General features: G+C 66.0%; 25 protein-coding genes and 1 pseudogene. 13 read left to right on the forward strand and 13 right to left on the reverse strand.

Annotated elements, in window-relative coordinates:
- Positions 1–75 precede the first annotated feature (75 nt).
- Together ACNO8S_RS15010 and ACNO8S_RS15015 are read right to left on the reverse strand one after the other, a co-directional pair.
- Positions 76–1050, reverse strand: a complete 975-nt coding sequence (locus tag ACNO8S_RS15010) for an ArsA family ATPase (protein ID WP_420182208.1) — start codon at positions 1048–1050, stop codon at positions 76–78.
- A complete protein-coding gene (locus ACNO8S_RS15015; protein ID WP_004959670.1) occupies positions 1050–1346 on the reverse strand; it encodes a hypothetical protein in 297 nt (98 codons plus the stop codon). Before ACNO8S_RS15015 ends, ACNO8S_RS15010 begins: the two co-directional genes overlap by 1 nt.
- Before the next feature lie 145 nt (positions 1347–1491).
- Here ACNO8S_RS15015 and ACNO8S_RS15020 point away from each other — a divergent pair, with 145 nt between their 5' ends.
- Entirely contained in the window at positions 1492–2778 is a 1287-nt protein-coding gene (locus ACNO8S_RS15020; protein WP_420182209.1) for a CobW family GTP-binding protein, read from the forward strand.
- On the opposite strand, the gene ACNO8S_RS15025 is transcribed toward ACNO8S_RS15020, so the two are convergent.
- The 3 genes from ACNO8S_RS15025 to ACNO8S_RS15035 all read right to left on the reverse strand — a co-directional run bounded on the left by ACNO8S_RS15025 (position 2775) and on the right by ACNO8S_RS15035 (position 3835).
- Positions 2775–2981 (reverse strand): hypothetical protein, encoded by a 207-nt coding sequence (locus ACNO8S_RS15025; RefSeq protein ID WP_008307276.1) that lies wholly within the window; start codon positions 2979–2981, stop codon positions 2775–2777. The genes ACNO8S_RS15020 and ACNO8S_RS15025 overlap by 4 nt on opposite strands.
- A 95-nt stretch (positions 2982–3076) precedes the next feature.
- The gene (locus tag ACNO8S_RS15030; RefSeq protein ID WP_008307275.1) at positions 3077–3490 is read right to left on the reverse strand and encodes a hypothetical protein; all 414 of its coding nucleotides are present in this window, start codon (positions 3488–3490) and stop codon (positions 3077–3079) included.
- 30 nt (positions 3491–3520) lie between these two features.
- Positions 3521–3835: a hypothetical protein gene (locus ACNO8S_RS15035; protein WP_420182210.1), complete on the reverse strand. Its 315-nt coding sequence runs from the start codon at positions 3833–3835 to the stop codon at positions 3521–3523.
- A gap of 120 nt (positions 3836–3955) precedes the next feature.
- Here ACNO8S_RS15035 and ACNO8S_RS15040 point away from each other — a divergent pair, with 120 nt between their 5' ends.
- The gene (locus tag ACNO8S_RS15040; protein WP_050037233.1) at positions 3956–4168 is read left to right on the forward strand and encodes a hypothetical protein; all 213 of its coding nucleotides are present in this window, start codon (positions 3956–3958) and stop codon (positions 4166–4168) included.
- Positions 4169–4198: 30 nt separating this feature from the next.
- On the opposite strand, the gene ACNO8S_RS15045 is transcribed toward ACNO8S_RS15040, so the two are convergent.
- Together ACNO8S_RS15045 and ACNO8S_RS15050 are read right to left on the reverse strand one after the other, a co-directional pair.
- On the reverse strand, positions 4199–4570 hold the full coding sequence (locus ACNO8S_RS15045; RefSeq protein WP_008307272.1) for a cupin domain-containing protein: 372 nt from the start codon (positions 4568–4570) through the stop codon (positions 4199–4201).
- A gap of 50 nt (positions 4571–4620) precedes the next feature.
- Positions 4621–6009 carry a hemolysin family protein gene (locus ACNO8S_RS15050; RefSeq protein ID WP_420182211.1) on the reverse strand — a complete coding sequence of 463 codons (1389 nt, stop codon included), beginning with the start codon at positions 6007–6009 and terminating at the stop codon, positions 4621–4623.
- A 98-nt stretch (positions 6010–6107) separates the two neighbouring features.
- Here ACNO8S_RS15050 and ACNO8S_RS15055 point away from each other — a divergent pair, with 98 nt between their 5' ends.
- From ACNO8S_RS15055 to ACNO8S_RS15065, 3 genes are read left to right on the forward strand one after another with little or no spacing between them, the layout of a single operon-like run.
- The gene (locus ACNO8S_RS15055) at positions 6108–6386 is read left to right on the forward strand and encodes a glutathione S-transferase N-terminal domain-containing protein (RefSeq protein ID WP_008307270.1); all 279 of its coding nucleotides are present in this window, start codon (positions 6108–6110) and stop codon (positions 6384–6386) included.
- The gene (locus ACNO8S_RS15060) at positions 6386–6895 is read left to right on the forward strand and encodes a redoxin domain-containing protein (protein WP_420182212.1); all 510 of its coding nucleotides are present in this window, start codon (positions 6386–6388) and stop codon (positions 6893–6895) included. The genes ACNO8S_RS15055 and ACNO8S_RS15060 overlap by 1 nt, the downstream gene beginning before the upstream one ends.
- Positions 6896–6897: 2 nt before the next feature.
- Entirely contained in the window at positions 6898–7482 is a 585-nt protein-coding gene (locus ACNO8S_RS15065) for an L-threonylcarbamoyladenylate synthase (protein ID WP_050037236.1), read from the forward strand.
- A 30-nt stretch (positions 7483–7512) separates the two neighbouring features.
- On the opposite strand, the gene ACNO8S_RS15070 is transcribed toward ACNO8S_RS15065, so the two are convergent.
- Together ACNO8S_RS15070 and ACNO8S_RS15075 are read right to left on the reverse strand one after the other, a co-directional pair.
- Positions 7513–8175 (reverse strand): CRISPR-associated protein Cas4, encoded by a 663-nt coding sequence (locus tag ACNO8S_RS15070; RefSeq protein WP_014041631.1) that lies wholly within the window; start codon positions 8173–8175, stop codon positions 7513–7515.
- A gap of 118 nt (positions 8176–8293) precedes the next feature.
- Complete coding sequence (locus ACNO8S_RS15075; RefSeq protein ID WP_014041632.1) at positions 8294–8914, reverse strand: hypothetical protein; 621 nt, start codon at positions 8912–8914, stop codon at positions 8294–8296.
- 143 nt (positions 8915–9057) lie between these two features.
- Here ACNO8S_RS15075 and ACNO8S_RS15080 point away from each other — a divergent pair, with 143 nt between their 5' ends.
- Entirely contained in the window at positions 9058–11145 is a 2088-nt protein-coding gene (locus ACNO8S_RS15080; RefSeq protein ID WP_064288578.1) for a (Fe-S)-binding protein, read from the forward strand.
- A gap of 46 nt (positions 11146–11191) precedes the next feature.
- On the forward strand, positions 11192–11395 hold the full coding sequence (locus ACNO8S_RS15085; RefSeq protein WP_023843459.1) for a hypothetical protein: 204 nt from the start codon (positions 11192–11194) through the stop codon (positions 11393–11395).
- A gap of 14 nt (positions 11396–11409) precedes the next feature.
- Here the strand turns inward: ACNO8S_RS15085 and ACNO8S_RS15090 are convergent.
- A pseudogene (locus ACNO8S_RS15090) lies at positions 11410–12155 on the reverse strand (potassium channel family protein).
- Between the two features lie 399 nt (positions 12156–12554).
- Here ACNO8S_RS15090 and ACNO8S_RS15095 point away from each other — a divergent pair.
- The gene (locus ACNO8S_RS15095) at positions 12555–13283 is read left to right on the forward strand and encodes a competence/damage-inducible protein A (RefSeq protein ID WP_420182213.1); all 729 of its coding nucleotides are present in this window, start codon (positions 12555–12557) and stop codon (positions 13281–13283) included.
- 4 nt (positions 13284–13287) lie between these two features.
- Here the strand turns inward: ACNO8S_RS15095 and ACNO8S_RS15100 are convergent, their stop codons facing one another.
- The gene (locus ACNO8S_RS15100) at positions 13288–13968 is read right to left on the reverse strand and encodes a hypothetical protein (protein ID WP_420182214.1); all 681 of its coding nucleotides are present in this window, start codon (positions 13966–13968) and stop codon (positions 13288–13290) included.
- 515 nt (positions 13969–14483) lie between these two features.
- Between ACNO8S_RS15100 and hemB the strand changes: the two genes are divergently transcribed.
- The 5 genes from hemB (at position 14484) to ACNO8S_RS15125 (ending at position 18616) form a co-directional block, all read left to right on the forward strand.
- On the forward strand, positions 14484–15476 hold the full coding sequence (hemB, locus tag ACNO8S_RS15105; RefSeq protein ID WP_151102667.1) for a porphobilinogen synthase: 993 nt from the start codon (positions 14484–14486) through the stop codon (positions 15474–15476).
- Positions 15477–15646: 170 nt separating this feature from the next.
- A complete protein-coding gene (locus tag ACNO8S_RS15110) occupies positions 15647–16360 on the forward strand; it encodes a DUF4129 domain-containing protein (protein WP_420182215.1) in 714 nt (237 codons plus the stop codon).
- Entirely contained in the window at positions 16357–16884 is a 528-nt protein-coding gene (locus ACNO8S_RS15115; protein WP_023843462.1) for a DUF7269 family protein, read from the forward strand. Before ACNO8S_RS15110 ends, ACNO8S_RS15115 begins: the two co-directional genes overlap by 4 nt.
- Positions 16881–18137: a DUF58 domain-containing protein gene (locus tag ACNO8S_RS15120; RefSeq protein ID WP_050037242.1), complete on the forward strand. Its 1257-nt coding sequence runs from the start codon at positions 16881–16883 to the stop codon at positions 18135–18137. Before ACNO8S_RS15115 ends, ACNO8S_RS15120 begins: the two co-directional genes overlap by 4 nt.
- Complete coding sequence (locus ACNO8S_RS15125) at positions 18134–18616, forward strand: DUF7519 family protein (protein WP_420182216.1); 483 nt, start codon at positions 18134–18136, stop codon at positions 18614–18616. Before ACNO8S_RS15120 ends, ACNO8S_RS15125 begins: the two co-directional genes overlap by 4 nt.
- Positions 18617–18639: 23 nt before the next feature.
- On the opposite strand, the gene ACNO8S_RS15130 is transcribed toward ACNO8S_RS15125, so the two are convergent.
- Together ACNO8S_RS15130 and ACNO8S_RS15135 are read right to left on the reverse strand one after the other, a co-directional pair.
- A complete protein-coding gene (locus tag ACNO8S_RS15130) occupies positions 18640–19986 on the reverse strand; it encodes an ATP-binding protein (protein WP_420182217.1) in 1347 nt (448 codons plus the stop codon).
- Positions 19986–21596 (reverse strand): methyl-accepting chemotaxis protein, encoded by a 1611-nt coding sequence (locus tag ACNO8S_RS15135; protein ID WP_420182218.1) that lies wholly within the window; start codon positions 21594–21596, stop codon positions 19986–19988. Before ACNO8S_RS15135 ends, ACNO8S_RS15130 begins: the two co-directional genes overlap by 1 nt.
- Positions 21597–21709: the final 113 nt, after the last annotated feature.

Raw genomic sequence — 21709 nt, forward strand, 5'->3', positions numbered from 1 at the left:
GACTATCAACGAAAATCTAATATCTGATTACTTATCGGTTATGCGCGGCCCACACATGAGCGGCGGGTCGCCGGCTCAGACGAACGTCGGTGCCTCGGCGTCCGTCTCGACGTCGAATTCGGCGGCGACATCGTCGAGCAGGTCGCCTTTCACCTCCGCCGTGCGGGTCGTGATTTCCGCGACCAGCGGCGGGTCGAGCGTCTCTCGGACCTCCTGAAGCCGCTCGTTCTCAGTGGCGACGCGGTCCCTGAGATAGCGGGCCCCGCGGCCGTCCTCGTCGGGGTCCGGTTCGGGCGTGAGCTTGTTCGCGACGAGGCCACGAACCGAGAGGTCGCGCTCTCGCATCTCCGAAATCGCGCGCCGCGTCTCGTTGACCGAGAGCTGGTCCGGATTGAGAACGAGGAAGAAGGCGGCGTCGGACTGTAACGCGCCGCCGGCGAACTCGAAGAACTCCTTGCGGTCTTGCAGGCGGGCCAGCACCGGGTCGCCATCCATCACGCGCCGAGGCTCGTTGTTGCCGATTGCGGCCTTCTCGAAGAGGTCGATGCTCTTCTCGCGTTTGTGCATCAGCCGGTCGATCCACCCCTCGAGGAACTCCGGCAGGCCGAGCAGGCGGAGCGTGCTGCCGGTCGGCGACGTGTCGAAGACGACCCGGTCGTACGGGTCGGCGTTGCGCATCACGTCGACGAAGCGGTCGAACAGCGCCGACTCGTAGGCCCCCGGCGTCTGGTGGGCCATCTCTAGCTGCTGGTTAATTTCGTTGACCATCGCCGCCGACACCTGCTCGGAGAGGTCGTTACGGATGCCGTTGAGGTGGCGCTGGGTCTCGGTTTCGGGGTCGATCTCCATCGCGTCGAGGCCGTCGATGCCCTCGACGGACTCCGGGTCGTCGCTGAACGACTGGTCGAACACGTCAGTGACTGAGTGGGCGGGGTCCGTCGAGACGACGAGCGTGTCGAGGCCCGCTCGCGCGGATTTGACGCCGTAGGCACAGGAGACCGTGGTCTTGCCGACCCCGCCCTTGCCGCCGAAGAAGACGAACGGCTCCATCAGAAGTGGTACTGCTGGCCCTTGCGTTCGATGTACGACCCCCGGTCCCACAGCCGCCGTTCCCAGGCCTCGAAGGTGTCTTCGAGGTACGGCAGCAGTTCGGCGGTGTAGTACGACACCGGCGACGGGATGCCGAAGGCGTCGGGGAAACAAGCCAGCATGAACGCGTCCTCGATGTCCTCGGCCTCCTTCTCGATTTTCTCGTAGGCCGGATGCGTTATCATGCCGTGGTACAGCCCGCGGGCCCACTCCCGCAGTGTCCGGCGAAAGCGCTCGATTCGGTCGGCCAGTTCCATCGTGGGTCGTGTGTGCGAGAGGCACGGAGTAAAAGCTGTCGCAGTTACCCGTCGATAGTGCCCACGCGCTCTGGCGGGACAGTGGTCGTGTTTGACCGCCGGAAACGAGGCGCGATTTGAAGGGAGGCGACGCACAACGGGAGGTATGCGCGACACCATTCCCGTCACGATTCTCTCCGGAAGCCTCGGGGCCGGGAAGACGACGCTACTGAACCACCTGCTGACCGAGGCCGGCGACCGAGACATCGCCGTCCTCGTCAACGACATGGGAACCGTCAACGTCGACGCCGAACTCATCGCGGAGGGGTCGGAACTGGACGTGGATGACGGCGTCGCGGAGCTATCCAACGGCTGTATCTGCTGTGAACTGCAGGACGACCTCGAAACGGCGGTCGTCCGGCTGGCGAACGACCGCGACTTCGACGCGCTGGTCGTCGAGTCTTCTGGCATCTCCGAGCCGGCACCGGTAGCGCGGCTGTTCACTACCGAGTCGCGCGTGGCCGCGCTGTATCGCGTCGACACGCTCGTAACCGTACTGGATACCCGACTGTTTCTCGACTCATTCGCCGGCGAGACGCCGGAGCGCCGGGGGGCCGTGGAAGCAAACGCCGATGGGGACAGCACCGACGCAGCGGCCGCCGACGCTGACCGCCCGCTCTCGGACCTGATGGTCGAACAGGTCGAACTGTCGAATCTCGTTGTGTTGAACAAGGCGGACCTCTGTACCGACGCAGAACTGGACGAAGCCGAAGAGTTGGTACGGGCGCTCCAGCCCGACGCCGAGACCATCCGAACGACCTTCTCACAGGTCGCCCCCGACCGGCTGTTCGACCGCGGGCTGTTCGACCAGACCGAGATCAACGACCTGCCGGGCTGGAAGCGAGCCCTGGCCGACGCTGGGCATAGCCATGGCGAAGACGGCCACGACCACGGTGTCGAGGGTGATGCAGACGACACCGGCCATGGACACGACGGCCACCACCATCCCGAGGAGGTGTACGGCGTCACTTCCTTCACCTACCGCCGCCGTCGGCCGTTCCACCCCGACCGGCTCGCCGACGTGCTGCGGGACCTCCCGTCGGGTGTCGTCCGCTCGAAGGGCACCGTTTGGCTGGCGGGCACCGAGCGCCGCGTCGTCATCGGCCAGGCCGGCCCCTCGATACGGGCCGAAGCACAGGGACCCTGGATCGCGAGCCTGCCCGAAGTCGAGCGGGATATGTACCGCTCGAACCGGCCGGAACTCGACTGGCACGACGAACACGGCGACCGCCGGACTGAACTGGTGTTCATTGGAACAGACTACGACGAAGACGCCCTTCGGACGGCGCTCGACGACGCGCTCGTCACGGACGAGGAATGGACGGACAGCGAGTCGCTCACGGGGCCGTTCCCGGCAGAACAGGGGGATGAGACGGTTATCCGGAGCCCTTAGCAGGCGCAGTCACGACCGGCCGCACGCTCGAACCGCATCTCCTCGCCGCAGTCCGGACAGACCGGTTCGCCCTCCAGTTCGACGTCCCTGATGCGAACGCCGCAGTCGTCACACCAGTACGCCCCCTTGGACCCGTCGTCCGGTCGGGACTTCGTGTCCGACTGTGACGTGAGTGCGTCCTTGACGCTGTCGAGGATGCTCATGATCGTATATTGAAATTACGGCTACTAAACGTACCGTGGTTGTGTGCAGTCATCTCACGACCAGCGCCGAACGGGCCGGATGCGCCGTCGCCGGCTCACGCACCGGGTACGTCGGCCGCCAGGTCTTCGATAGCCCGCTCTAGCTCGTTGCCGCGCTTCCAGACGGCGATGCGGTCGGCAAAGGGGAGCGGCAGGTTCAGCGAAACGGTCGAGCGCATCGTGAGTCGAGACCCGTTCTCTTCCGGCGTGACAGTAATCTGCGTCTCCAGATGGTCGAAGGGGCCGACCTCGCCCTCGGCGGTGTACCGGAGCCCGTCGTCCCGCGATTCGAAGCGCAGCGGGACCGACATCCCGGGGCCGGCGGCAGTAACCAGGGTTCCCGTATCAGTCTCTTCGACGGCCGTCACCGTGAACGTCCCCTCCGCCGCGACGACCGCCTCCGGCGAGAGCGTGCGGTGGACAGCCGGCGGCCGCGCCATCACGAACCGAGAGCGTTCGACCTCGCGCATACCAGTCCACATGCGTACCGGGGTAGTAAATCACAGGGCCAGCGGAGCCGAGACGGCAACCAGCAAGACAGCGAAGCCGATACCGATGTAGATGAGCCGCTGAAATCGGAGTTCCGGGGCTATCTGTACCGAGGGCGGCGGCGCAGTCCAGACAAGCCGGTGATACGCGACGGCGGCGACAGCGACGGTCCCGGCTGTGGCAACGGTCAGGCCGGCCCACACTGGCAGCCCGTACGCGAGGCCATACAGCGGGCCGACGGAGAACAGCAGCATCACCGCCGTCATGGTGCAGACGAGAAACGGGACCGGGTCGACCGGGTCCCCATGACGGTTTTGAACGTTCATACGCCCGTCTTGGGCGCCGAGCGTGTTTAGTTGCGCGACTCGGCCGCCGCCGGCTAGAGCGTGTCGAACTCGCCGGGCACTGCCAAAGAGCTAAGGGGCGTCCCGTCCGTGTTCGTGGGCATGAGCGACGCGAACGGGTTCGAGGAGGGGGCGAGCGGGTCGCAGGGTGACCCGCGGGTACTCATCGCGATGAACGTCGTGCTCTCGACGGTGTTTGCGGCCACTATTGTCTGGGGGCTGAGCGTCATCGGCGCGGCGGAACTCACGGCTATCAACGTCGCGACCGGCGCGATACTGCTGTTCGCACTGACCTATGCCATTACGCTCCAGTAGCGGGCCAACGGAACGATCTCGACGCTCGGCTTACTCGGGGTCGTACGGGTGGACGTCGTCCACCGCGGGCGCGCCGACGACGAGCGTCCGTACTGATTCGGTCGCCGACTCGGGGTTGTGCGCCCGCTGGGGGCTGTCCGGTTCGACGACGAACGCCTCGTCTTCGCCGACCTCGTAGGTCTGCTCCGGCGTCTCGACGGCGAGCGTCCCCGAGAGGACGTAGAACAGTTCCTCCTGATTATCGTGGTAGTGGTACGCGAGCGGGATATCCTCGCCGGGAGCGACCTCGTAGACGTTCACGGCCGCGTTTTCGAGACCGGCCGCGTCACTGATGGAGCGCTGGACACTGGGTCGGTCCGGTGTCGGCTCGATATCGTCGACTGCGAGGTGGTGATAACCCATGTCATCCCTGTCAACAGCGACCGACGTAAAACGACTGCTCCCGCAAGTGCTCAGTCCGTGACCTCTTCGGCGTCGACCGACTCGGTTTCGTCGGTTTCGAGGCGGACAACGCGAGCTTTCATGATGCGCGTGTTTTCGACCTGTTCGACGCGGATCTCGACGCCGTCGTAGGTGATGGTCTCACCCTCTTCGACCAGTCGGCCAGCCCGGTTGAAGATGAAGCCGGCGATGGTCTCGAACTCCTCGCCTTCGGGCAGTTCAAGGTCCAGTGCCTCGTTGACCTCCTCGATGTTGACCTCGCCTTTGACCGTGACCGTGTCGTCGTCGACGTACTCGATCGGCTCTTCCTCTTCGCCTTCGAGTATCTCGCCGACAATCTCCTCGGTCAGGTCCTCCATCGTCACCAGCCCCTCGGTGGTCCCGAACTCGTCGATGACGATGACCATGTGGAGGCGCTCGGCCCGCATCTCGGTCAACAGGTCGTCGACGTTCTTCGATTCGGGGACGTGCAGGGTCGGCTCGATGAGGTCTTCGAGGTCCATATCGCGGGCCAGCGCCTCGCCGTAGTTGAGGTCCCGAACGAGGTCGCGGATGTGGATGACGCCGATAACGTTGTCCAGACTTCCCTCGTAGACCGGGATGCGGGCGTGGCCGCTCTGGATACAGGTCTCCAGCGCTTCCTCGACGGAGGCGTCCTTGGCGACGGCCGTCATGTCCAGCCGCGGCGTCATCACTTCCTTGGCAATGGTGTCGTTGAACCGCAGCGTGCGCTGGAGCATCTCCCGTTCGTCCTCGTCGAGGACACCTTCGCGCTCTCCCGTCTCGATGATGTCCTGTATCTCCTCGCGGGTGACGTAGGAGGTCTCGATGGCGGAGCGGCCCCCGGTGATTTTGTTGACGACGCGCGTGAGGTAGTCGAACAGCAGGATAAGCGGGAGCAGCACCTTCTCGGCAGCCTTGAGCGGTTTGGAGATGCGCAGCGCCCACGATTCGGTGTTCTCCACCGCGTAGCTCTTTGGCGCGCTCTCGCCGAACAGCAAAACGACGGCGGTAACGCCAAACGTCGCGATGGCGACAGCCAGCCCCTGACTATCGACGTACATCGCAAGGAGTCCAGTAGCGATGGAAGACATCGCGATATTGACGAGGTTGTTGCCGACGAGAATCGTTACCAGCAGGCGGTGGGGGTCTGATTTGAGTTGTTTGAGCGTCTTCGCACCCGGGACAGCGTCCTCGACGAGCGCTTCCGTCCGGTGTGCAGGCAGCGAGAACATCGCAATTTCTGAGGACGAGAAGAACGCCGAGAGGACGACCAGTGCGACGAGCGTGACAATACCAGCGACGAGCACCGCGTCTTTTGGTATTGGGACGCCGACGATTTCGACGCCCTGCAACATCGCTGTAGACAGCTCAAACGGCGCAGGTGGATCCAGGGCCATCAACGGTCGAAGTTGTAATGGGTGCGGATTAAGGCTTGTCATGAAGGGGTTGTCAGCGAAGCCCTTACCCGGCTTTCACGCGTATCACTCCACAGAGTATGAGCGAGTCCGATATCACGCTGTACCGGTTGCAGGCGTGTCCGTTCTGTGAGCGCGTCGTCCGGAAGCTGGACGCCTACGACCTCGACTACCAGTCGCGGTTCGTCGAGCCGATGCACGCCGACCGTGACGTGGTCAAGCGACTGTCCGGCAAGCGGACCGTCCCGGCCATCGTCGACGAGAACACCGGCGTCACGATGTCCGAGAGCGCGAACATCGTCGCGTATCTGGAGCGGACCTACGGCGAGGGCGAGGAGACGGCAGGGGGTGCGGCCTGATGGAACTCGATTTCGACGTCGTCGACCTCGACCCGGTCGACCACCCCGAGGAAGGCGACACCGCGCCGGATTTCACGCGCCCGCTCGTCAACGACGAGTTCTGGGAGGACGAGTCGCTCGCGTCGCTGTGTGCCGACAGCGACCGGGTCGTCCTCGTGTTCCACGCGATGGACGGCGCGTTCCCGGCGACGTACATCTGGAACGAGATCCGCGACCGCGCGTGGCACGAGCAGGCCACCGTCGTCGGCGTCTCCATCTCGACGCCGTACGAGCACAAGCAGTTGCTCGAAGAGCGGGATATCGAGGGGGACTACCGGCTGTTCTCGGACCCGGCCAACGGCGTCGCAGAGCAGTACGACATCGACATGGACCTCGACGGGATGGCCGGAATCGAGGAACCGCGCCCGTCGGTGTTCGTCCTCGATAGCGACCGGACCATCGAATACGCCTGGGTGGCCCAGGAGTGGCCCGACTTCCCCGACTACGACGACGTCGAAGCCCAGCTCTAACGATGGCGACAGTCGACGACGCCGCGGCAGCGGTCCGCGACGGAGAGCTGGTCGTCTATCCCACGGAGACGGTGTACGGCCTCGGCGCGGACGCGCTCAATGCTAATGCCGTCGAGCGTGTGTTCGAGGCGAAAGGTCGCGAGCGCGACAAGCCGGTGTCGATGGCCGTCCCCGATGTCGAGTCCGCCCGCGAGTACACGCACCCAAGCGACCGCGAACTGGCGTTCATGCGCGAGTTCCTCCCCGGCCCGGTCACCGTCGTCGTCGAGCGCCGCGACGCAGTGCCGGACGTGCTGGTCGCCGGCCGGGACCGCGTCGGGGTTCGGGTCCCCGACCACGACCTCGCGCTCGAACTGCTCGCCGAGACCGGGCCGCTAACCGCCACCAGCGCCAACATCTCCGGCAACCCAAGCGCCCGCTCCGTCGACGACCTCGACGCCATCCGGGAGCGCGCCGCCGTCGTGCTCGACGCCGGCGAAACCGACGGCGGGACCGGCTCGACGGTGGTGAACGTCGACACCGGAACGATACACCGCCGCGGCGCACACGCTGACGCCGTCGAGTCGTGGCTCGAAGCCCAAGGCTGACACTCACCGCTGTCCGGGCGATTATCTGCCCTATCGTAGCATCGACCGTAGCGACCGCGTCTTCACCCCGCAGTCGTCGCTGAACTCACAGGGCTCGCACTTCGCGTCGTTGTGTACCCGTCCGGGCGGGCCGTCGATGCTGTCGGCAGTCCGAACCGCCCGACGGTAGACGCCGGCCCGCCGTGCGTTCACCTCGATGCGCCGGATGACGCCGTATGCCGGATACTCGGCGTAGGCGATGTCGATGTCACGCTCGCGCTCCCAAGAGAGCGCCTTCGCGGCGGCGACCAACCGCACGGTCTGGGGCTCCCAGACACCGTCCTCGGGCGGCCGACCGGCGAAGACGAGCGACGGGACCGGACCGTCCCGCCCGGCGACGACCTTGTGTGCGATACCGCGGGCGTCCTTCCCTTCGAGATACGCGTCGGTCGCCGCCGGGGCGACCAGCGCGTCCCAGTCGGCCAGGCGCTCTCGAAGCCCTCTGAGCCGGTCGCGGTACTCGTCCGGACCCACTTCGATGGGGGCTGCCAGCAGGGCGGCGTCGTCGGTCAGCAGCCGCTCGTAATCACGGGCGAGCCGGCGAACCGACTCAATCTCGTCGGGGATTTCGCTCGCCCCGTCGCGGCGACGGTAGTAGAGCTTCCGCGGGCAGTAGGCGGCCGTTTCTAGCTCTCGGAACGTGTGGGTCGGCATGGCTCTGCGTGGTCGTGTTCCACTACAAGAATGTTCGGCGGGACGGAACGGTCGTGTTTCGGACAGCCAGAAAACCCTGCCATCTCAGCCGACAGCTAGTGTAAAAGAATGCCCAGAGTTACATCGACACGTCAGCGCCGGAATCCAGCGAGTCGATGTCCTCAGTGGCTTCGTCGAGACCGTCTTCGCGGAGGCCGGCAGCGTGCTGTGTCGACAGCCCGGCGTCGGTGAGCACGTCCTCGAACTCGCTCTGGAACCGGTGGGAGACCCGGCGCGCGGCGTCCTGTGCGGCGACGACGCGACGGTAGTGGGCGGCCCAGGACTCGTCGATGTCGAACTCGGCCGCGAGTTCGGTGACAGCGGGGTCGGCGTCGGCGACGCGGCGGCGGAACTCGGCCAGGTCGAACGGTGCCTCTGTGTCCTCGTCGCGGAGGAGATGCAGGTCCAGCCGCGCCTCCACCACGTCAGGCTCGTCCGCGCCGATTTCGGCCGCGATGGCCGCATCGTCGCTCCCCTCGTAGAACAGTCGGACCACTGTTATCAGGGATTCGTCGGCGAGGTCGGTTCGGAACTCGTACCGCTCGCGCATCCGCGCGATGACATCACCGAGTCGGTCCGCGACACCGGCCTCGTCAGTATCGGCCAGGGACCCTCTCGACGCCTCCTGAGACTCCGTCACAGCCTCCTCGTCGGAGACATCCATAAAGATGTCACGGAGTTCTTCGGTCTTCTCGTCCATCGAACATGAAACTACTTCTCGGGAGTCATATATCTGTCGGATGGGCAACGTAACGCGAGGAAACTTTCAACAGGTCCCTAATTCCCGCAAGACTGCGACGGGGCGTGGCAAGATTTAAGCGGACACAAATCGCGTGTTACCGTATGTCATCTATACTCCAGACGACCACGCGCCCGACGTTCTGGCGTATCGGCGACGTGGGGAAAGCGCTGTTCTACTATCTGGCAGCGCTCGCCATCATCGTCTTTCTGTACGGTGTGTACGACCGCGTCACCCGCTATGCCCAGGGCAGCGATGACCCCTTCGACCGCCTGGACGAGTTGCCCCAGCGAACGGTCGCGGCGGCGCAGTTGGCGCTGTCGAACCGGAAGCAGTTGGACCGCGACACCGTCGCCGGCGTGATGCACGCGTTCATCGTCTGGGGCTTTCTGACGCTGCTCATCGGGACGACGATTCTGGGTATCGACATGGACCTCTATCGGCCGCTGACCGGTGAATCCTTCTTCGTCGGCCAGTTCTACCTCTCCTATTCGTTCGTCATGGACGCGATGGGGCTGCTGTTCGTCGTCGGCGTTGGTGTCGCGCTGTGGCGGCGCTACGGCCGCAAGCTCGACCGCCTCCACGACCGCCACACCTCCCGCGAGGACGACCTGTTTCTGGGCGCGCTGTTCGTGCTGGGCGTCGGCGGCTACCTCACCGAGGGCATCCGTATTCTCGGCACCTCGACGGTGCGTGACGTCTCCTTCGAGACGGTGAGCTTCGTCGGCTGGTCGGTCAAGGAAGTGCTCGTCATGGCCGGGATGACACCGGAAATGGCAGCGGGTGCGTACCCGTTCGTCTGGTGGAGCCACTCGCTGGTCGCGCTGTGGTTCGTCGCCTGGATTCCGTACGCGAAGCCGTTCCACATGCTCTCGTCGTTTGCCAACCTCGTCGCCCGCGACGAGAAAGCCGGCGTGCGACTACCCGGCGTCCCGGCCGACGCTGACCCCGACGACATCGGTCCCAGCGACATCGACGACTTCTCCTGGAAGCAACTGCTCGACCACGACGCCTGTACCAAGTGCGGCCGGTGCTCGTCGGTCTGTCCGGCAAAAGCGTCCGGGCGGCCGCTGGACCCGCGGAACGTCATCCTCGACCTGAAACGCTACCGCGAGGAGCGCGACGCCGGCGGCGAGGACGTGCCTATCATCGCCGACGGCGGCACCTCGGTCATCGACGCCCACACGATGGAGTCCTGCATGTCCTGTATGGCCTGCATGGACGCCTGCCCGGTCGACATCGAACACGTCACGCAGTTCACTGAGATGAACCGCCGGCTCACCGAGGCCGGCGAGATGGATGAACACGTCCAGGACGCGATGATGAACGTGTTCCAGCACGGCAACACCTTCGGCGACCCCGAGCGCGCCCGGCCGGACTGGACCGAGGACCTCGACTTCGAGGTGCCGGACGCCCGCGACGAACCGGTGGAGTACCTCTGGTACGTCGGCGACTACCCGAGCTACGACGAGCGCAACCAGAAGATTGCGCAGGCGCTCGCCACCGTCTTCGAGGCCGCCGACGTGGACTACGGCATCCTCTACGAGGCCGAACAGACCGACGGCAACGACGTGCGCCGCGTCGGCGAGGAAGGGCTCTACGAGATGCTCGTCGAGGACAACGCCGAGGCAATACTGGACTGTGAGTTCCAGTCCATCGTCACGACGGACCCCCACGCCTACAACACGTTCATGAACGAGTACCCCGAGTTCGAGGCCTGTGAGTGGGGCGAAGACGACGTGTTCCACTACACGCAGGTCGTCGCCGACCTCGCAGATGCGGGCGCGCTCGGCCTCTCCGGGACCGAACTGGACTACACTGTCACCTACCACGACCCCTGTCACCTCGGGCGGTACAACGGCGAGTTCGAAGCGCCGCGGGACCTCATCCACGCGACCGGAGCCGACCTCCACGAGATGCCCCGCAACAGGGACGACTCCTTCTGCTGTGGCGGTGGCGGTGGCGGTCTCTGGATGGACCTCGAAGAGGAGAGCAAACCCAGCGAGGAACGCCTGCGCGAGGCCCTCGAAGACACCGAGGCGGGCGCGGCCGTCGAGAAGTTCGTCGTTGCCTGCCCGATGTGCATGACGATGTACGAGGACGGGCGCAAAACCGGCGGCTACGAGGAGGACCTTGAAATCGTCGGGGTCACGGAGCTACTCGCTGAAGCGGTCGGGGAAGCGGGAGTCTGATCGCTCAGATGTGAATTTTCAAGTAGCTGAAACGAAAAGGCTCACCATGGCCCTCCTCCAGATACCGGGACTACCCGGCGCAACGGAACTTATCCTCATGGTACTCGTACTGGCGGTGTACATCGGACTACCAGCCGCTGGCATGGTACTCGTCTACAACTTTCTCGACGGTAAACGCGGCTACGAGAAGCGGGTTTCCGAACTCGAACGCCGGGTCGAGACACTGGAATCCGAACTATCCGAGGAGTAACGTCTGAACCGTCGTCACAGCCGCTCACACACCTGTTTTCCGCTGACGACTTCGGGAATTATCACTTCATCCGCGCCCACGCGGCGGGCCACGGTCTCGTCCTGTCGGTCGCCGGCCCGAACGATGAGCTGGACAGTGGGCGCAAGCTGGCTCGCCAGCACCGCAATCTGAATATTTGCGTTCGTGTCATCAATCGCCCCGACGACCGTGTCGGCTCGCTTGATGCCCGCGTCCGTCAGCGCGTCCTCGCGGCTCGCGTCGGCCTCCAGCGCGAGATGGCCATCGTCGAGCCCCGTTCGTACTGTTCTGTCTGTTTCTCGATGACGACCACCTGTGCGTCCGTGCCGCCTATCTGCTCCGCGACAGTCTGTCCGAACGTCCCGTAGCCACAGACGACGATGTGGTCGTCCAGTTCCTGAAGTCGTTGCGAAATCTGCATACGTGTAAGTTCCTGCTGAATCTGGCCGCCGAAGGCTGCCGACAGCACTGTTTCACCTATCCACAGTCCAGCGACGACGAGACCGGTCAGCACCACGATGGCGTAGCCTTTGACCAGCGTCGCGGGCCCCTCGTGGGTCTGGAAGTGGAGTTCGATGCTCGTGGGGTCAAGCAGCCAGAACAGGGCGTTGACGACGCCGACGCCACCGAACGTGACGAATCCGAACACACCGGCGGCGACGAGTCCAACGAACGCGAGAACCGGTCTGGAAAGCCGACGGAGCAGCGAGCGGTCCGGCCCTGTGCTATCGCTGTGTTCCATTGCTGTAGCTACCTGCCAAGAGTTGCCGTTACGACACACCGCGACGAGCCCGATAGCGCGACGACGCGGTGTGCTGCCAGCAGCGTCAGTCTGTCAGCGTTCCAGCGGATGTTGTGGACGCTTCGTCGACCGGGTCAGCGCTGTCGCGATCCGTACTCGGCACGCGACTTCGGTTCGGGTACACCCGTTTGACGCAATCGGCACAATTGGTGACAAGTACCATGATTTTGAATTGCCGGACCCAGTATATGTATGTTACCGAAATATGGCTAGACTAGATATAATGTCATTATACACCATTCATATTCATTCGGTCCGCAGCGGGCTCACGACATCGGAACGCGTGTCCACCTGCGTCCAGCCAAACGCTTAACGCCGCCAGACACTCACAGCGAGATGATGGAGGTCGCACTGCTCACCGTCGGTGACGAACTGCTCGCTGGCGACACGGAGAACACGAACGCGTCGTGGCTGGGCCGCCAGCTCACGGCCGCCGGCGCAAGCGTCACCCGAGTCCTGACTGTGCCCGACGACGAGGCGGTCATCGCCGACGCCGTGGCGCGGTATCACGACGCCTTCGACGCGGTCATCGTCACCGGCGGCATCGGCGGGACACCGGACGACGTGACGAAAGCCGGCGTGGCACAGGCGTTCGGCCGGGACCTCGTCGTACCCGAGGACGTCCGCGCCCACCTCGAAGCGAAGGCCGAGCAGTTCGCCGCGGACAACCCCGAAATGGTGGACCGCTACGACATGGACTTAGACCTCGACGCGTGGGCGTCGATTCCGGCGGGGAGCCAGGCGCTGCTGACCGACGAGAGCTTCGCGGCCGGCTGTGTCATCGACCGCGTGTACGTGTTCCCGGGTATCCCCGAAGAACTGCAAGCGATGTACGAGACCGTCGCCGACGAGTTCGACGGCGACCGGACGACGAAGACGATGCACACACCTGCGCCCGAAGGCGCGCTCGTCAGTCACATCACCGAGGCCCGCGAGCAGTTCGACGTGGCTGTCGGGAGCTACCCGCGCAAGGACGACACGCCGGGGCGGGTGAAGGTCACCGGCGACGACCCAGCGGCTGTCGCCGAGGCGGCGGCCTGGCTCCGCGAGCGCATCGAAACAGAATAGCAGGCTACATGCCGCCGCCACAGCCTGCGGCTCCGCCTGCGCCCGCAGCAGTACCGGCACACGCGGCCGCCGCTCCCGCACTCGCGCCGGCACAGTGGGCGGCGATTGCCGCCTGGCTGCCGCTGTACGCGCCAGTTCCCATCGACTGGGCGTCGAACTGCGTCCAGTCCACCGGCGGAAGTTCGTCGTCGCCGTTATCGCCCTCGGCCACCGCGGCCCGGAGCGAGTCGATGTCGAAGGACGCGTCGGTCAGGTAGCGCTCGACGAGCGGCGGGTGGACCGCGATGCGGCGGTAGATGACCGTCTCTTCGTCCTCGTCGGCGTAGGCGAACTGGAGGTCGTAGTGGCGGACGTGGGAGTCCGCGAATAAAGGCTGTACCGCTTCCAGGGCACGGCCGGCGAACGCCCAGACGGTGTCGAGGGCTGGTTCGCCGGCGTCCTCGAACAGGAACGTGACGACGGGGACGAGGATGTCGTCGCCGTCGTCGTGGACGTTGACCTTGTTCACCTCGGCGAGGTCCGGGTCCTCGGCGAGTTCGTCCGGCAGCGGGTCGAACGCCTCGTCAATGGTGTCGTTGGCGGCGTCGCGCTCGTCGCGGTAGTCCGGCGTCAGGTCCGCGAAGCCGAGGCCGTCGAGGAAGTTGTGCACCTGGTCGGTCAGTGAATCGTCGTCTGTGGAGGGCATCAGCGGTGGCTGGGACCGCCCGCGTTATAAATCTCGTGTCGATGTCGAAAGTGGTGTTTAGTTAATGGGTAGAAACCTCGAACAGCCAGAAAGCCCCCGCGTTCTCAGCTTTGGTTCGCGGTTTCACCGCTCACCAAGACGAGGGACCGCAGGTCCCTCGGACCATGCGAACGGCGCGAAGCGCCGTGAGCAGAGACCGTGGTTCGAAAGACGCGAAGCGTCTTTCGTCATCTGCTCACGGGCACGAAGTGCCCGTTCGCAGGTTCGTGGGACTCATAGAGTCCCACGCTCATCACGAGAGAACGAAGCTCTCTCGAACGACAGCAAGGCCCTCGACCGGAGCCAGGGCGAGAGCGAAGCTCTTGCGGGCAATCGGACGCTCCGCGTCCGATGACAGCCGGGGCTTTCTGGCTCTCAGCAATCGTTGTTGCTAAACTAAACACTGCCATGTCGGCTCGCGTCCAGTTGCGACCCCAAGCGGTGGGTTCTTGCCACAGACGGCCGGAGAAGTCGGTATGAATCTGACACAGCGCCCCCGCCGTCTGCGAACCGACGGCGTGCGACCGCTGGTACGGGAGACGGACCTCTCCGCCTCGGACCTCATCGCGCCGGTGTTCGTGGACGCCACCACGGACGAGCGCGTCCCCATCGAGACGATGCCGGGTCACGAACGGGTCCCGGTCGGCGAGGCGGTCGAGCGCGTCGAGGAGGTCCTCGAAACCGGCGTCGAAGCGGTGATGCTGTTCGGCGTCCCCGAGTCGAAAGACGAGCGCGGGAGCCGCGCCTGGGCCGAAGACGGCGTCGTGCAGGAAGCCACGCGCCGCATCACGAGCGAGACGGACGCCTACGTCATCACGGACGTCTGTCTCTGTGAGTACACCGACCACGGCCACTGCGGTGTCCTCGAAGATGACGCTGCCGAGAACCCGCGGCTGACGGTGCGCAACGACGAGACGCTCGATTTGCTGGGGAAAATCGCCGCGAGCCACGCCGCGGCCGGGGCCGACATGGTCGCCCCGTCGGGCATGATCGACGGGATGGTCGGGGCGATTCGGGAGGCGCTGGACGCCCAGGGCGACACCGACGTGCCCGTCATGAGCTACGCCGCGAAGTACGAGTCGGCCTTCTACGGCCCGTTCCGGGACGCCGCGGACGGCGCGCCGGCCTTCGGCGACCGGCGGCACTACCAGATGGACCCCGCGAACGCACGCGAGGCCAGCCGCGAGGTCGATCTCGACGTCGAGCAGGGCGCAGACGTGCTGATGGTCAAGCCCGCCCTGCCGTATCTGGACATCGTCAAGGAGATCCGGGAGTCTTACGACCACCCCGTCGCCGCCTACAACGTCTCCGGCGAGTACGCGATGCTCCACGCCGCCGCCGAGAAGGGCTGGCTCGACCTCGAAGCGGTCGCCTACGAGTCGTTGCTGTCCATCAAACGCGCCGGCGCGGACCTCATTCTGACCTACTTCGCCGAGGACCTCGCTGACGAACTCTATAGTAACAATTGAAACGATTTACACACTGATCGCACTGCAGTCGTGCGATCAGGTGTGCATTGATTTTCAATGGCTACTATAGGCGGGACCAGTCCCCGTGTGTACCCGTTCGAACCGCGCCCATGGGTTCCAGCGAACGGCAGGTCCCTAACCTATTCATGTGACAGGGGCGGAGTGGCCGTATGCAGCGACAGTCCCTCCTCGTGGCGGTTGTCGCCGCGATTGCGCTGCTGTCGTTCAGCGTCGGCGCCGCGAGCCTCGACGCCGCCACCGGGTCCGACCAGGCGGAGATGACCCGTGACGACAGCGAGATCGACAACCCCGACGGACAGGGCCTCAGCGACCCGCCCGGTAGCATCGACCCACCCGAAAGCGACGGCGGTGCCCGCGCGCTGCTGCCGAGCGTCCCCGCCCCGGCAGTCGGTGCGCTCGCCGTCGGCCTCGCAGTGGGTCTGGTCGTCCTCTGGCGGCTGGCCGGTCAGAGCCGGACCATCGACGAGACGGGCGGCGAAACGCCAGCCGTCGCAACAGCGGAGTCCGCGAAGGCCCCCTCGCATAGCGCGGCTGCAATCGACGTACCCCTGACCAACGACGTGTACCGCGCGTGGGCCGCCCTCGAAGATGCGGTGACCGTGGACGACGATGCATCGTCCCCGCAGGACATCGAGGCGAACGCGACGGCGGCCGGGGCCGACCCCGACGCCGTCGCCTCGCTCCGGTCGGTGTTCGAGCGGGTTCGCTACGGCCGGGAGCGGCCGGACGCTGACCTGGAGTCCCAAGCCCGTGCGGCGCTGGAACGGGCCGTCGACAACGCGGACGATATCGCGGCGAGCCCCGACGAGATGCCTTCTGCGGACAAAGACGCCGACGGGTCCGCCGGGGAGGGCAAGGCGTGACACTGCGCCGGCTCCCGTTGGCACTTGGCCTCGTCGCGACAGCCATCGGCCTCGGCCTCGCCGCGCTCGGCGCGCCGCTGTTGCCCTCGGGCGCTGTCTCGGACCTCCCGATACTCGCGGTGGCCGTCTTCGCTGGCGGTGTCGCGCTCCTCGCGCTCCTGGTTCGCTCCCTCGACAGCGAACGCGGGATGGCGCTGCCGGACACAGACAGCCAGTACGTCACGGTCCCCGGCGACGATATCGACGAGGCGCTTGCTGCTGGAGCCGGACAGGAAGCGATCCGGCGGCGCGTCGAGGGGGTCGCTGTCACCGTCCTCCAGCGCGACGGGCTCTCTCCCGACGAGGCAGCGGACGCGCTCCGGTCCGGCGCGTGGACGGACAGGGAGCCGGCTCGGAAACTGTTCGACGGGACACCGATATCGCTCCGGGCGCGGCTGTCCGGGTGGCTCTCGGGTATCCGTCCGTTCCAGCGGCGCGTCGCCCACGCGACGGCGGAACTCCGACGGCGCGACGAGGAGCGATGAGCGAGGTCCACCGCACCGGCCGCTGGTTCGGGCTGGCCGGGGCCGCACTGGTCGCCGTCGGCGTCGGACTGGTGGGGCAAGTCCCCGCGCTCGTGTTGCTGGGCGGGCTCGGCGTCACGCTGAGCGCGTACGACCGGGTCGCTGTCCCGCCAGCGGCGGACGTGTCGATACAGCGGTCCATCACACCGACAGAACCCGCACTCGGCGAGCGGGTCACCGTGGCGCTCACCGTCCGCAACGACGGATCACGGACGATTCCGGACCTCCGGCTCGCCGACGGCGTGCCGGATTCTGTCCGCGTCGTTGACGGGTCGGCGTCGCTGGGGACGGCGCTGCGGCCCGGCGCATCGACGACGATTACCTACGAGATTACTGGCGGGACCGACCGCTGCGTGTTCGACCCGGCGACGGTCGTCGTCAGGGACGTGGTCGGCGTCGTCGCCCGACGAACGTCCGTCACGACCGAACCCGACACCGTCACCTGGGAACAGCCGACCAGTTCGGCGCTGTTGCCGCTGGTCCCCGCAGTGGCCCGCCGACCCGGGACGGTGCCCGTCGACGAGGGCGGCGAAGGGGTCTCCTTCTACGCGGTCAGGGAGCACCGGTCGAACGACCCGCTCTCCCGCGTCGACTGGAATCAGTACGCCCGCACCGGCGACCTGCGGACCGTCGAGTTCCGCCGCGAGCAATCCGCGACGGTCGTGGTGGTCGTCGACGCCAGAGCAGCCGCCGCGCTCGCGCCGCGTCCGGACGCCGAGACAGCCATCGAGCGGTCGACGATGGCTGCCGTCGCCCTCGTCGAGGGGCTCCCCGAGGACGGCCACGAGGTCGGCGTCGCGGCGTACTCGCCACACGGAGCGTGGCTCGCACCGGGCACGAGCGCCGCGCACCAGCAACAGGCCCGGGACCTGCTCAGGACCGACCGCGCGTTCGCCGCGACATCGGTCACCCGAACACCGGACACAACGAAACTCATCGCACAACTGCCGACAGCGGCGAACGTCGTCTTCCTCGGGCCGCTGTGTGACGACGACAGCGAGGCGCTGGTCCGTCGACTCGCCGCCAGCGGCCACCCGGTGACGGTCCTGAGTCCCGACCCGACCGCGACGGACACGGCGGGCCACCGGCTGGCACGGCTCGAACGCCGTGAGCGGCTCCGTCGGTTGCGAGCCGCCGGCATCGCCGTCCACGACTGGCCCGCAACTGAGCCGCTGGAACAGGTAACCGAACGGGCCTGGCGGGGTGGCCAATGATACCGCGAACCGGAGCCGTCTGTGGCGGTGCGGCGCTGACGGCGGGCGTCGTGACGCTTTTCGTCGCCGGCATTAGCGCGGTCTCGACCGCTGCCGCCCTCGTCGGCGTTGTGCTGCTCGCCGGCGGGCAACTGATTCAGTCCGGCCGGCTCATCGACGTCGCCAGCGCGTCACTGTTCCTGGCGCTGCTGGTGGCCGCCCTTCAGGGGGCAACGACGACCACGGTGCTGGTCGCCGGCGGCGCGACGGTGCTGGCCTGGACGTTCGCACACGCGGCCATCGACCTCTACGCGGACCTCGGAACAGCGCCCGGAACGCCCGTGGAACTCACCCATGTCGCGGGAACGACAGGGCTTGTCGGGGCGAGCGTCGTGGTGACGACCCTGCTCTTTCAGCTAAACGTCCCGCCGCTGTCACCGCTGGCGCTGGCGAGTGTCGTGCTGGGCGCAATCGCGCTGACCGCGGCGCTCAGGCGCTAGCGTCACAGCGGACGGGACAGCACTCACTTCCGCGTCGGTGTAACCTCGGATTCCGCGGTGTCAGCCAGTGTGAGAACGTCATCGGCATCGGAGAGCGGAAGCCTGAGCGAGACGGTCGTCCACCCGTCGGTTCGGTCGTACTCGATGCCGCCGCCGGCCGCCTCGGCGACCCACCGAGCGAGCCAGATACCGAGGCCGCTCCCGTGCTGGAGATTGGTGATATCCGCGTCCTCGAACACGACGGCCCGTTCGACGGCGGGGATACCGGGGCCGTCGTCGAGAACGCGGACGAACGCGTCTCCACCGGTCCGCTCGGCCGTAATTCGAACGGCTGTGCCCTCTGGTGTGTGGCTCACCGCGTTCTCGACGAGGTTGTCGAGCGCGTCGTAGACGGCCGTCCCGCCGGTGACAGGGAGTGTCTCGGGGAGTGCTGTTTCGACCGGTGTATCGGGGCGATAACTGTCGGCGACAGACTGAGCCAGCGCCGCTGCGTCGACCGACTGGCCGGATTCCCCGTCGAGCGCGGTCTCGACGCTTCGGGCCTTTTCGCTGACGGCGGCGAGGCGGTCGGCCGCATCGAGGGCGCGAGACGCGGCCAACGAGACGGACGAGTCAGCTGCGTGGGCCCGGACGTATTCAGCCGTCCCGAGCACGACAGAGAGTTCGTTGCGGAGATTGTGCCGCAGGACGCGGTGGAGAACGCGGAGTCGCCGCTTTTGCCGCCGGCTGTCGGTCACATCCGTGTACATCGCGAACCCGCAGCGACGGCCGTCGGTCGTGTCGTACGGGACCCCGCGATAGATGAACTCGCGGCAGCCGTCGGCCGTCTCCCGAGAGACGACGGCGTAGTTGACCTCCCCGGCGGCCGTCCGCTGGTCGTAGTTAACCGCCTCCTCGACGCGGTCGCCGGGAACGATGTAGTCGTTGAGCGGTTCGCCGACAATCTCGTCGCGGTCGTATCCGAACGTCTCGACGAACGCGGGGTTGACCGTTCGCACAATCGGGACGAAATTGACGATTTCGAAGCCGACGACCGCATCCTGAATGAGGTCGAACAAGTACTGGAACGGGTCGGCCGTCTCGGCCGTCCGACAGAGCGATCCGACGACAGACCCGTCGGTTGCCGTCGTGAGCTCAATCGTAACCGGACCGGAGAGGTCGCTTTGCGGGAGCCTGACCTGACAGGTTTCGGTCAGCCGGTCTGGCGCACTGTTGACGGCCTGTCTCGCTGTGGTCAGTGGCTCACGGTCCTCGGCTGCGACCACCGCCTCGACAGGTGTTCCAACAAGTTCGGCAGGCGTCCGCCCAAGCAATGCGGCGAATTCGTCCGTCGCGAACGTGAACCGACCAGTGTCGTCGATGCAGAACATCAGTTGTCTCTGATTCGGAGGAAGGGTGGGCTCGACAGCTGTGAGACCGGTTGTTTCTCACCCACAGTACCACGCGGCGAGGCCGTGAGCGTCAGGTACTCGCGGCCGTCAGTCCGTGCCAGCGTGAGTTCCTGGTCGGCAGCGCCCGAGTAGAACGCCCCGAGCGTGGCCGGGACCGCGTCGTCGTTGATGACGTTGACTACTGTGTCGTGAGGGTCGAAGACGCCGTCGTCGTTCTCGTACCGGGCTTCCCTGGCCGCCTGTTCGCCCATCATCCGTATCTCGCCCTGAATGTTTCCGACGATGACCAGCGGGGCGTCCCGTCTGGTGGCCGTCGTCTCGTTGGCGGCAGCCAGCGAGGTCCGTTCGAGGTCGAACACGTTGTACCGGGCGTCCCAGTTCCCGAACGCATCGAGGATGAACAGGGCGTCGTCGTCGAGTGCGTCCGTGAGCGAGCGGTCGGTCGCCGCGAACGCAGCGGCCAGCGTCGACCGGTCAAGCGACGGGGGCGGCGTCAGCGAGACCGCCCGGCCGGCGGCGACGGCCGTCGCGCACAACTGAGCGATAGCGCCGTCGACCTGCGTCCCGTCAGAGTACCGGAAGACAGCCTGGCCCCCCATGACGAGCCCGCCGCCACAGAGGTCGTCGATACCGTCGATACCGGTCGAGACTGTCGGTGCGTCCGCCAGACGGTCCTGCCGGTCAGCCTCTGCAGCGGCGAGTACGTCGTCAATCTCGTCCAGCATCGCGGTCTGCTCGGAGCGGGCGGCGCGTATCTCCGAGAGGTCGTCTTCGATGGCGGCGGCGCGGTCCGAGACCGTCTCACACCGCTCGGCGACCGCTTCGCTCGTCGTCGCCTGCTCGTCGGTCGCCGCCGAGACAGACGCGATGCCGTCGGCCGTCTCCGCGACGGTATCGGCCACGTCGTCGAGCCGCGCCATCGCCGTGGTGACCTGCTCGGCCCCAGTGTCGATTCCGTCGATGGCCTCGTTGAGCTGTGCAACGGTGTCGTCTGTGGCTTCGCGAACCGCAGCCAGCGTCGTTTCGATTTCCGCAGCCTGCTGCTGGGACTCCTCGGCGAGCCCCTTGATTTCGTCTGCAACGACGGCGAACCCGTCTGTGTCGGTGGTGTCGCTCGCCCGCGCCGCCTCTATCGAGGCGTTCAGCGCGAGCATATTCGTCTGGTCGGCGATACGGTCGATGCCGGCCAGTGCATCGGCGATACGGTCGACTTGTTCCTGCAGGGCGGCCACCTCTGTGGCGACTGCCTGGCCCAGTTCGCGGACCTCGTCCATCGACTCGATGGCGTCGGATGCGGCCTCCCGCCCGTCGTTTGCCGCATCCGTCGCCCGCTGGCTCTGCTCGCTGACCTCGGTCGCGGTCGCAGCGATCTCCTCGATTGTGGCGGAAAGCGACGAGACGTCGTCGGCGATCTGCTGTGCGTCGGTCGCCTGTGCCGTTGCGCGGTCGTCAATCGCCGCGAGTTGCTCGCCGACGGTCGCCGACGCCGCCTGAACGACATCAAGTGCGCCCTGTGCGTTTGCGACCGCTCGCTCCTCTGTCACGGCCGTCGACTGGTCCGGAACGGAGGGATAGTGGTCTGAAGCCATAATCAGCTACTGTCCCTCCGATTCATAGTCGAGTTGTACAGTTTATCGGTACTTTGTGCCACGTCTCCCCACTGATTCCCGGGCATTTATACTGAATCCGAATCTGTGTTCGC

This window comes from Haloarcula sp. KBTZ06 (assembly GCF_048595605.1).
Lineage (GTDB): Archaea > Halobacteriota > Halobacteria > Halobacteriales > Haloarculaceae > Haloarcula > Haloarcula hispanica.

What these genes read in the sequence shown, in the direction of transcription:
- ACNO8S_RS15010 (WP_420182208.1), bottom strand. Translation starts at nt 1,050, where the DNA reads ATGGAGCCGTTCGTCTTCTTCGGCGGCAAGGGCGGGGTCGGCAAGACC.
- ACNO8S_RS15015 (WP_004959670.1), bottom strand. Translation starts at nt 1,346, where the DNA reads ATGGAACTGGCCGACCGAATCGAGCGCTTTCGCCGGACACTGCGGGAG.
- ACNO8S_RS15020 (WP_420182209.1), top strand. Translation starts at nt 1,492, where the DNA reads ATGCGCGACACCATTCCCGTCACGATTCTCTCCGGAAGCCTCGGGGCC.
- ACNO8S_RS15025 (WP_008307276.1), bottom strand. Translation starts at nt 2,981, where the DNA reads ATGAGCATCCTCGACAGCGTCAAGGACGCACTCACGTCACAGTCGGAC.
- ACNO8S_RS15030 (WP_008307275.1), bottom strand. Translation starts at nt 3,490, where the DNA reads ATGCGCGAGGTCGAACGCTCTCGGTTCGTGATGGCGCGGCCGCCGGCT.
- ACNO8S_RS15035 (WP_420182210.1), bottom strand. Translation starts at nt 3,835, where the DNA reads ATGAACGTTCAAAACCGTCATGGGGACCCGGTCGACCCGGTCCCGTTT.
- ACNO8S_RS15040 (WP_050037233.1), top strand. Translation starts at nt 3,956, where the DNA reads ATGAGCGACGCGAACGGGTTCGAGGAGGGGGCGAGCGGGTCGCAGGGT.
- ACNO8S_RS15045 (WP_008307272.1), bottom strand. Translation starts at nt 4,570, where the DNA reads ATGGGTTATCACCACCTCGCAGTCGACGATATCGAGCCGACACCGGAC.
- ACNO8S_RS15050 (WP_420182211.1), bottom strand. Translation starts at nt 6,009, where the DNA reads ATGGCCCTGGATCCACCTGCGCCGTTTGAGCTGTCTACAGCGATGTTG.
- ACNO8S_RS15055 (WP_008307270.1), top strand. Translation starts at nt 6,108, where the DNA reads ATGAGCGAGTCCGATATCACGCTGTACCGGTTGCAGGCGTGTCCGTTC.
- ACNO8S_RS15060 (WP_420182212.1), top strand. Translation starts at nt 6,386, where the DNA reads ATGGAACTCGATTTCGACGTCGTCGACCTCGACCCGGTCGACCACCCC.
- ACNO8S_RS15065 (WP_050037236.1), top strand. Translation starts at nt 6,898, where the DNA reads ATGGCGACAGTCGACGACGCCGCGGCAGCGGTCCGCGACGGAGAGCTG.
- ACNO8S_RS15070 (WP_014041631.1), bottom strand. Translation starts at nt 8,175, where the DNA reads ATGCCGACCCACACGTTCCGAGAGCTAGAAACGGCCGCCTACTGCCCG.
- ACNO8S_RS15075 (WP_014041632.1), bottom strand. Translation starts at nt 8,914, where the DNA reads ATGGACGAGAAGACCGAAGAACTCCGTGACATCTTTATGGATGTCTCC.
- ACNO8S_RS15080 (WP_064288578.1), top strand. Translation starts at nt 9,058, where the DNA reads ATGTCATCTATACTCCAGACGACCACGCGCCCGACGTTCTGGCGTATC.
- ACNO8S_RS15085 (WP_023843459.1), top strand. Translation starts at nt 11,192, where the DNA reads ATGGCCCTCCTCCAGATACCGGGACTACCCGGCGCAACGGAACTTATC.
- ACNO8S_RS15095 (WP_420182213.1), top strand. Translation starts at nt 12,555, where the DNA reads ATGGAGGTCGCACTGCTCACCGTCGGTGACGAACTGCTCGCTGGCGAC.
- ACNO8S_RS15100 (WP_420182214.1), bottom strand. Translation starts at nt 13,968, where the DNA reads ATGCCCTCCACAGACGACGATTCACTGACCGACCAGGTGCACAACTTC.
- hemB (WP_151102667.1), top strand. Translation starts at nt 14,484, where the DNA reads ATGAATCTGACACAGCGCCCCCGCCGTCTGCGAACCGACGGCGTGCGA.
- ACNO8S_RS15110 (WP_420182215.1), top strand. Translation starts at nt 15,647, where the DNA reads ATGCAGCGACAGTCCCTCCTCGTGGCGGTTGTCGCCGCGATTGCGCTG.
- ACNO8S_RS15120 (WP_050037242.1), top strand. Translation starts at nt 16,881, where the DNA reads ATGAGCGAGGTCCACCGCACCGGCCGCTGGTTCGGGCTGGCCGGGGCC.
- ACNO8S_RS15125 (WP_420182216.1), top strand. Translation starts at nt 18,134, where the DNA reads ATGATACCGCGAACCGGAGCCGTCTGTGGCGGTGCGGCGCTGACGGCG.
- ACNO8S_RS15130 (WP_420182217.1), bottom strand. Translation starts at nt 19,986, where the DNA reads ATGTTCTGCATCGACGACACTGGTCGGTTCACGTTCGCGACGGACGAA.
- ACNO8S_RS15135 (WP_420182218.1), bottom strand. Translation starts at nt 21,596, where the DNA reads ATGGCTTCAGACCACTATCCCTCCGTTCCGGACCAGTCGACGGCCGTG.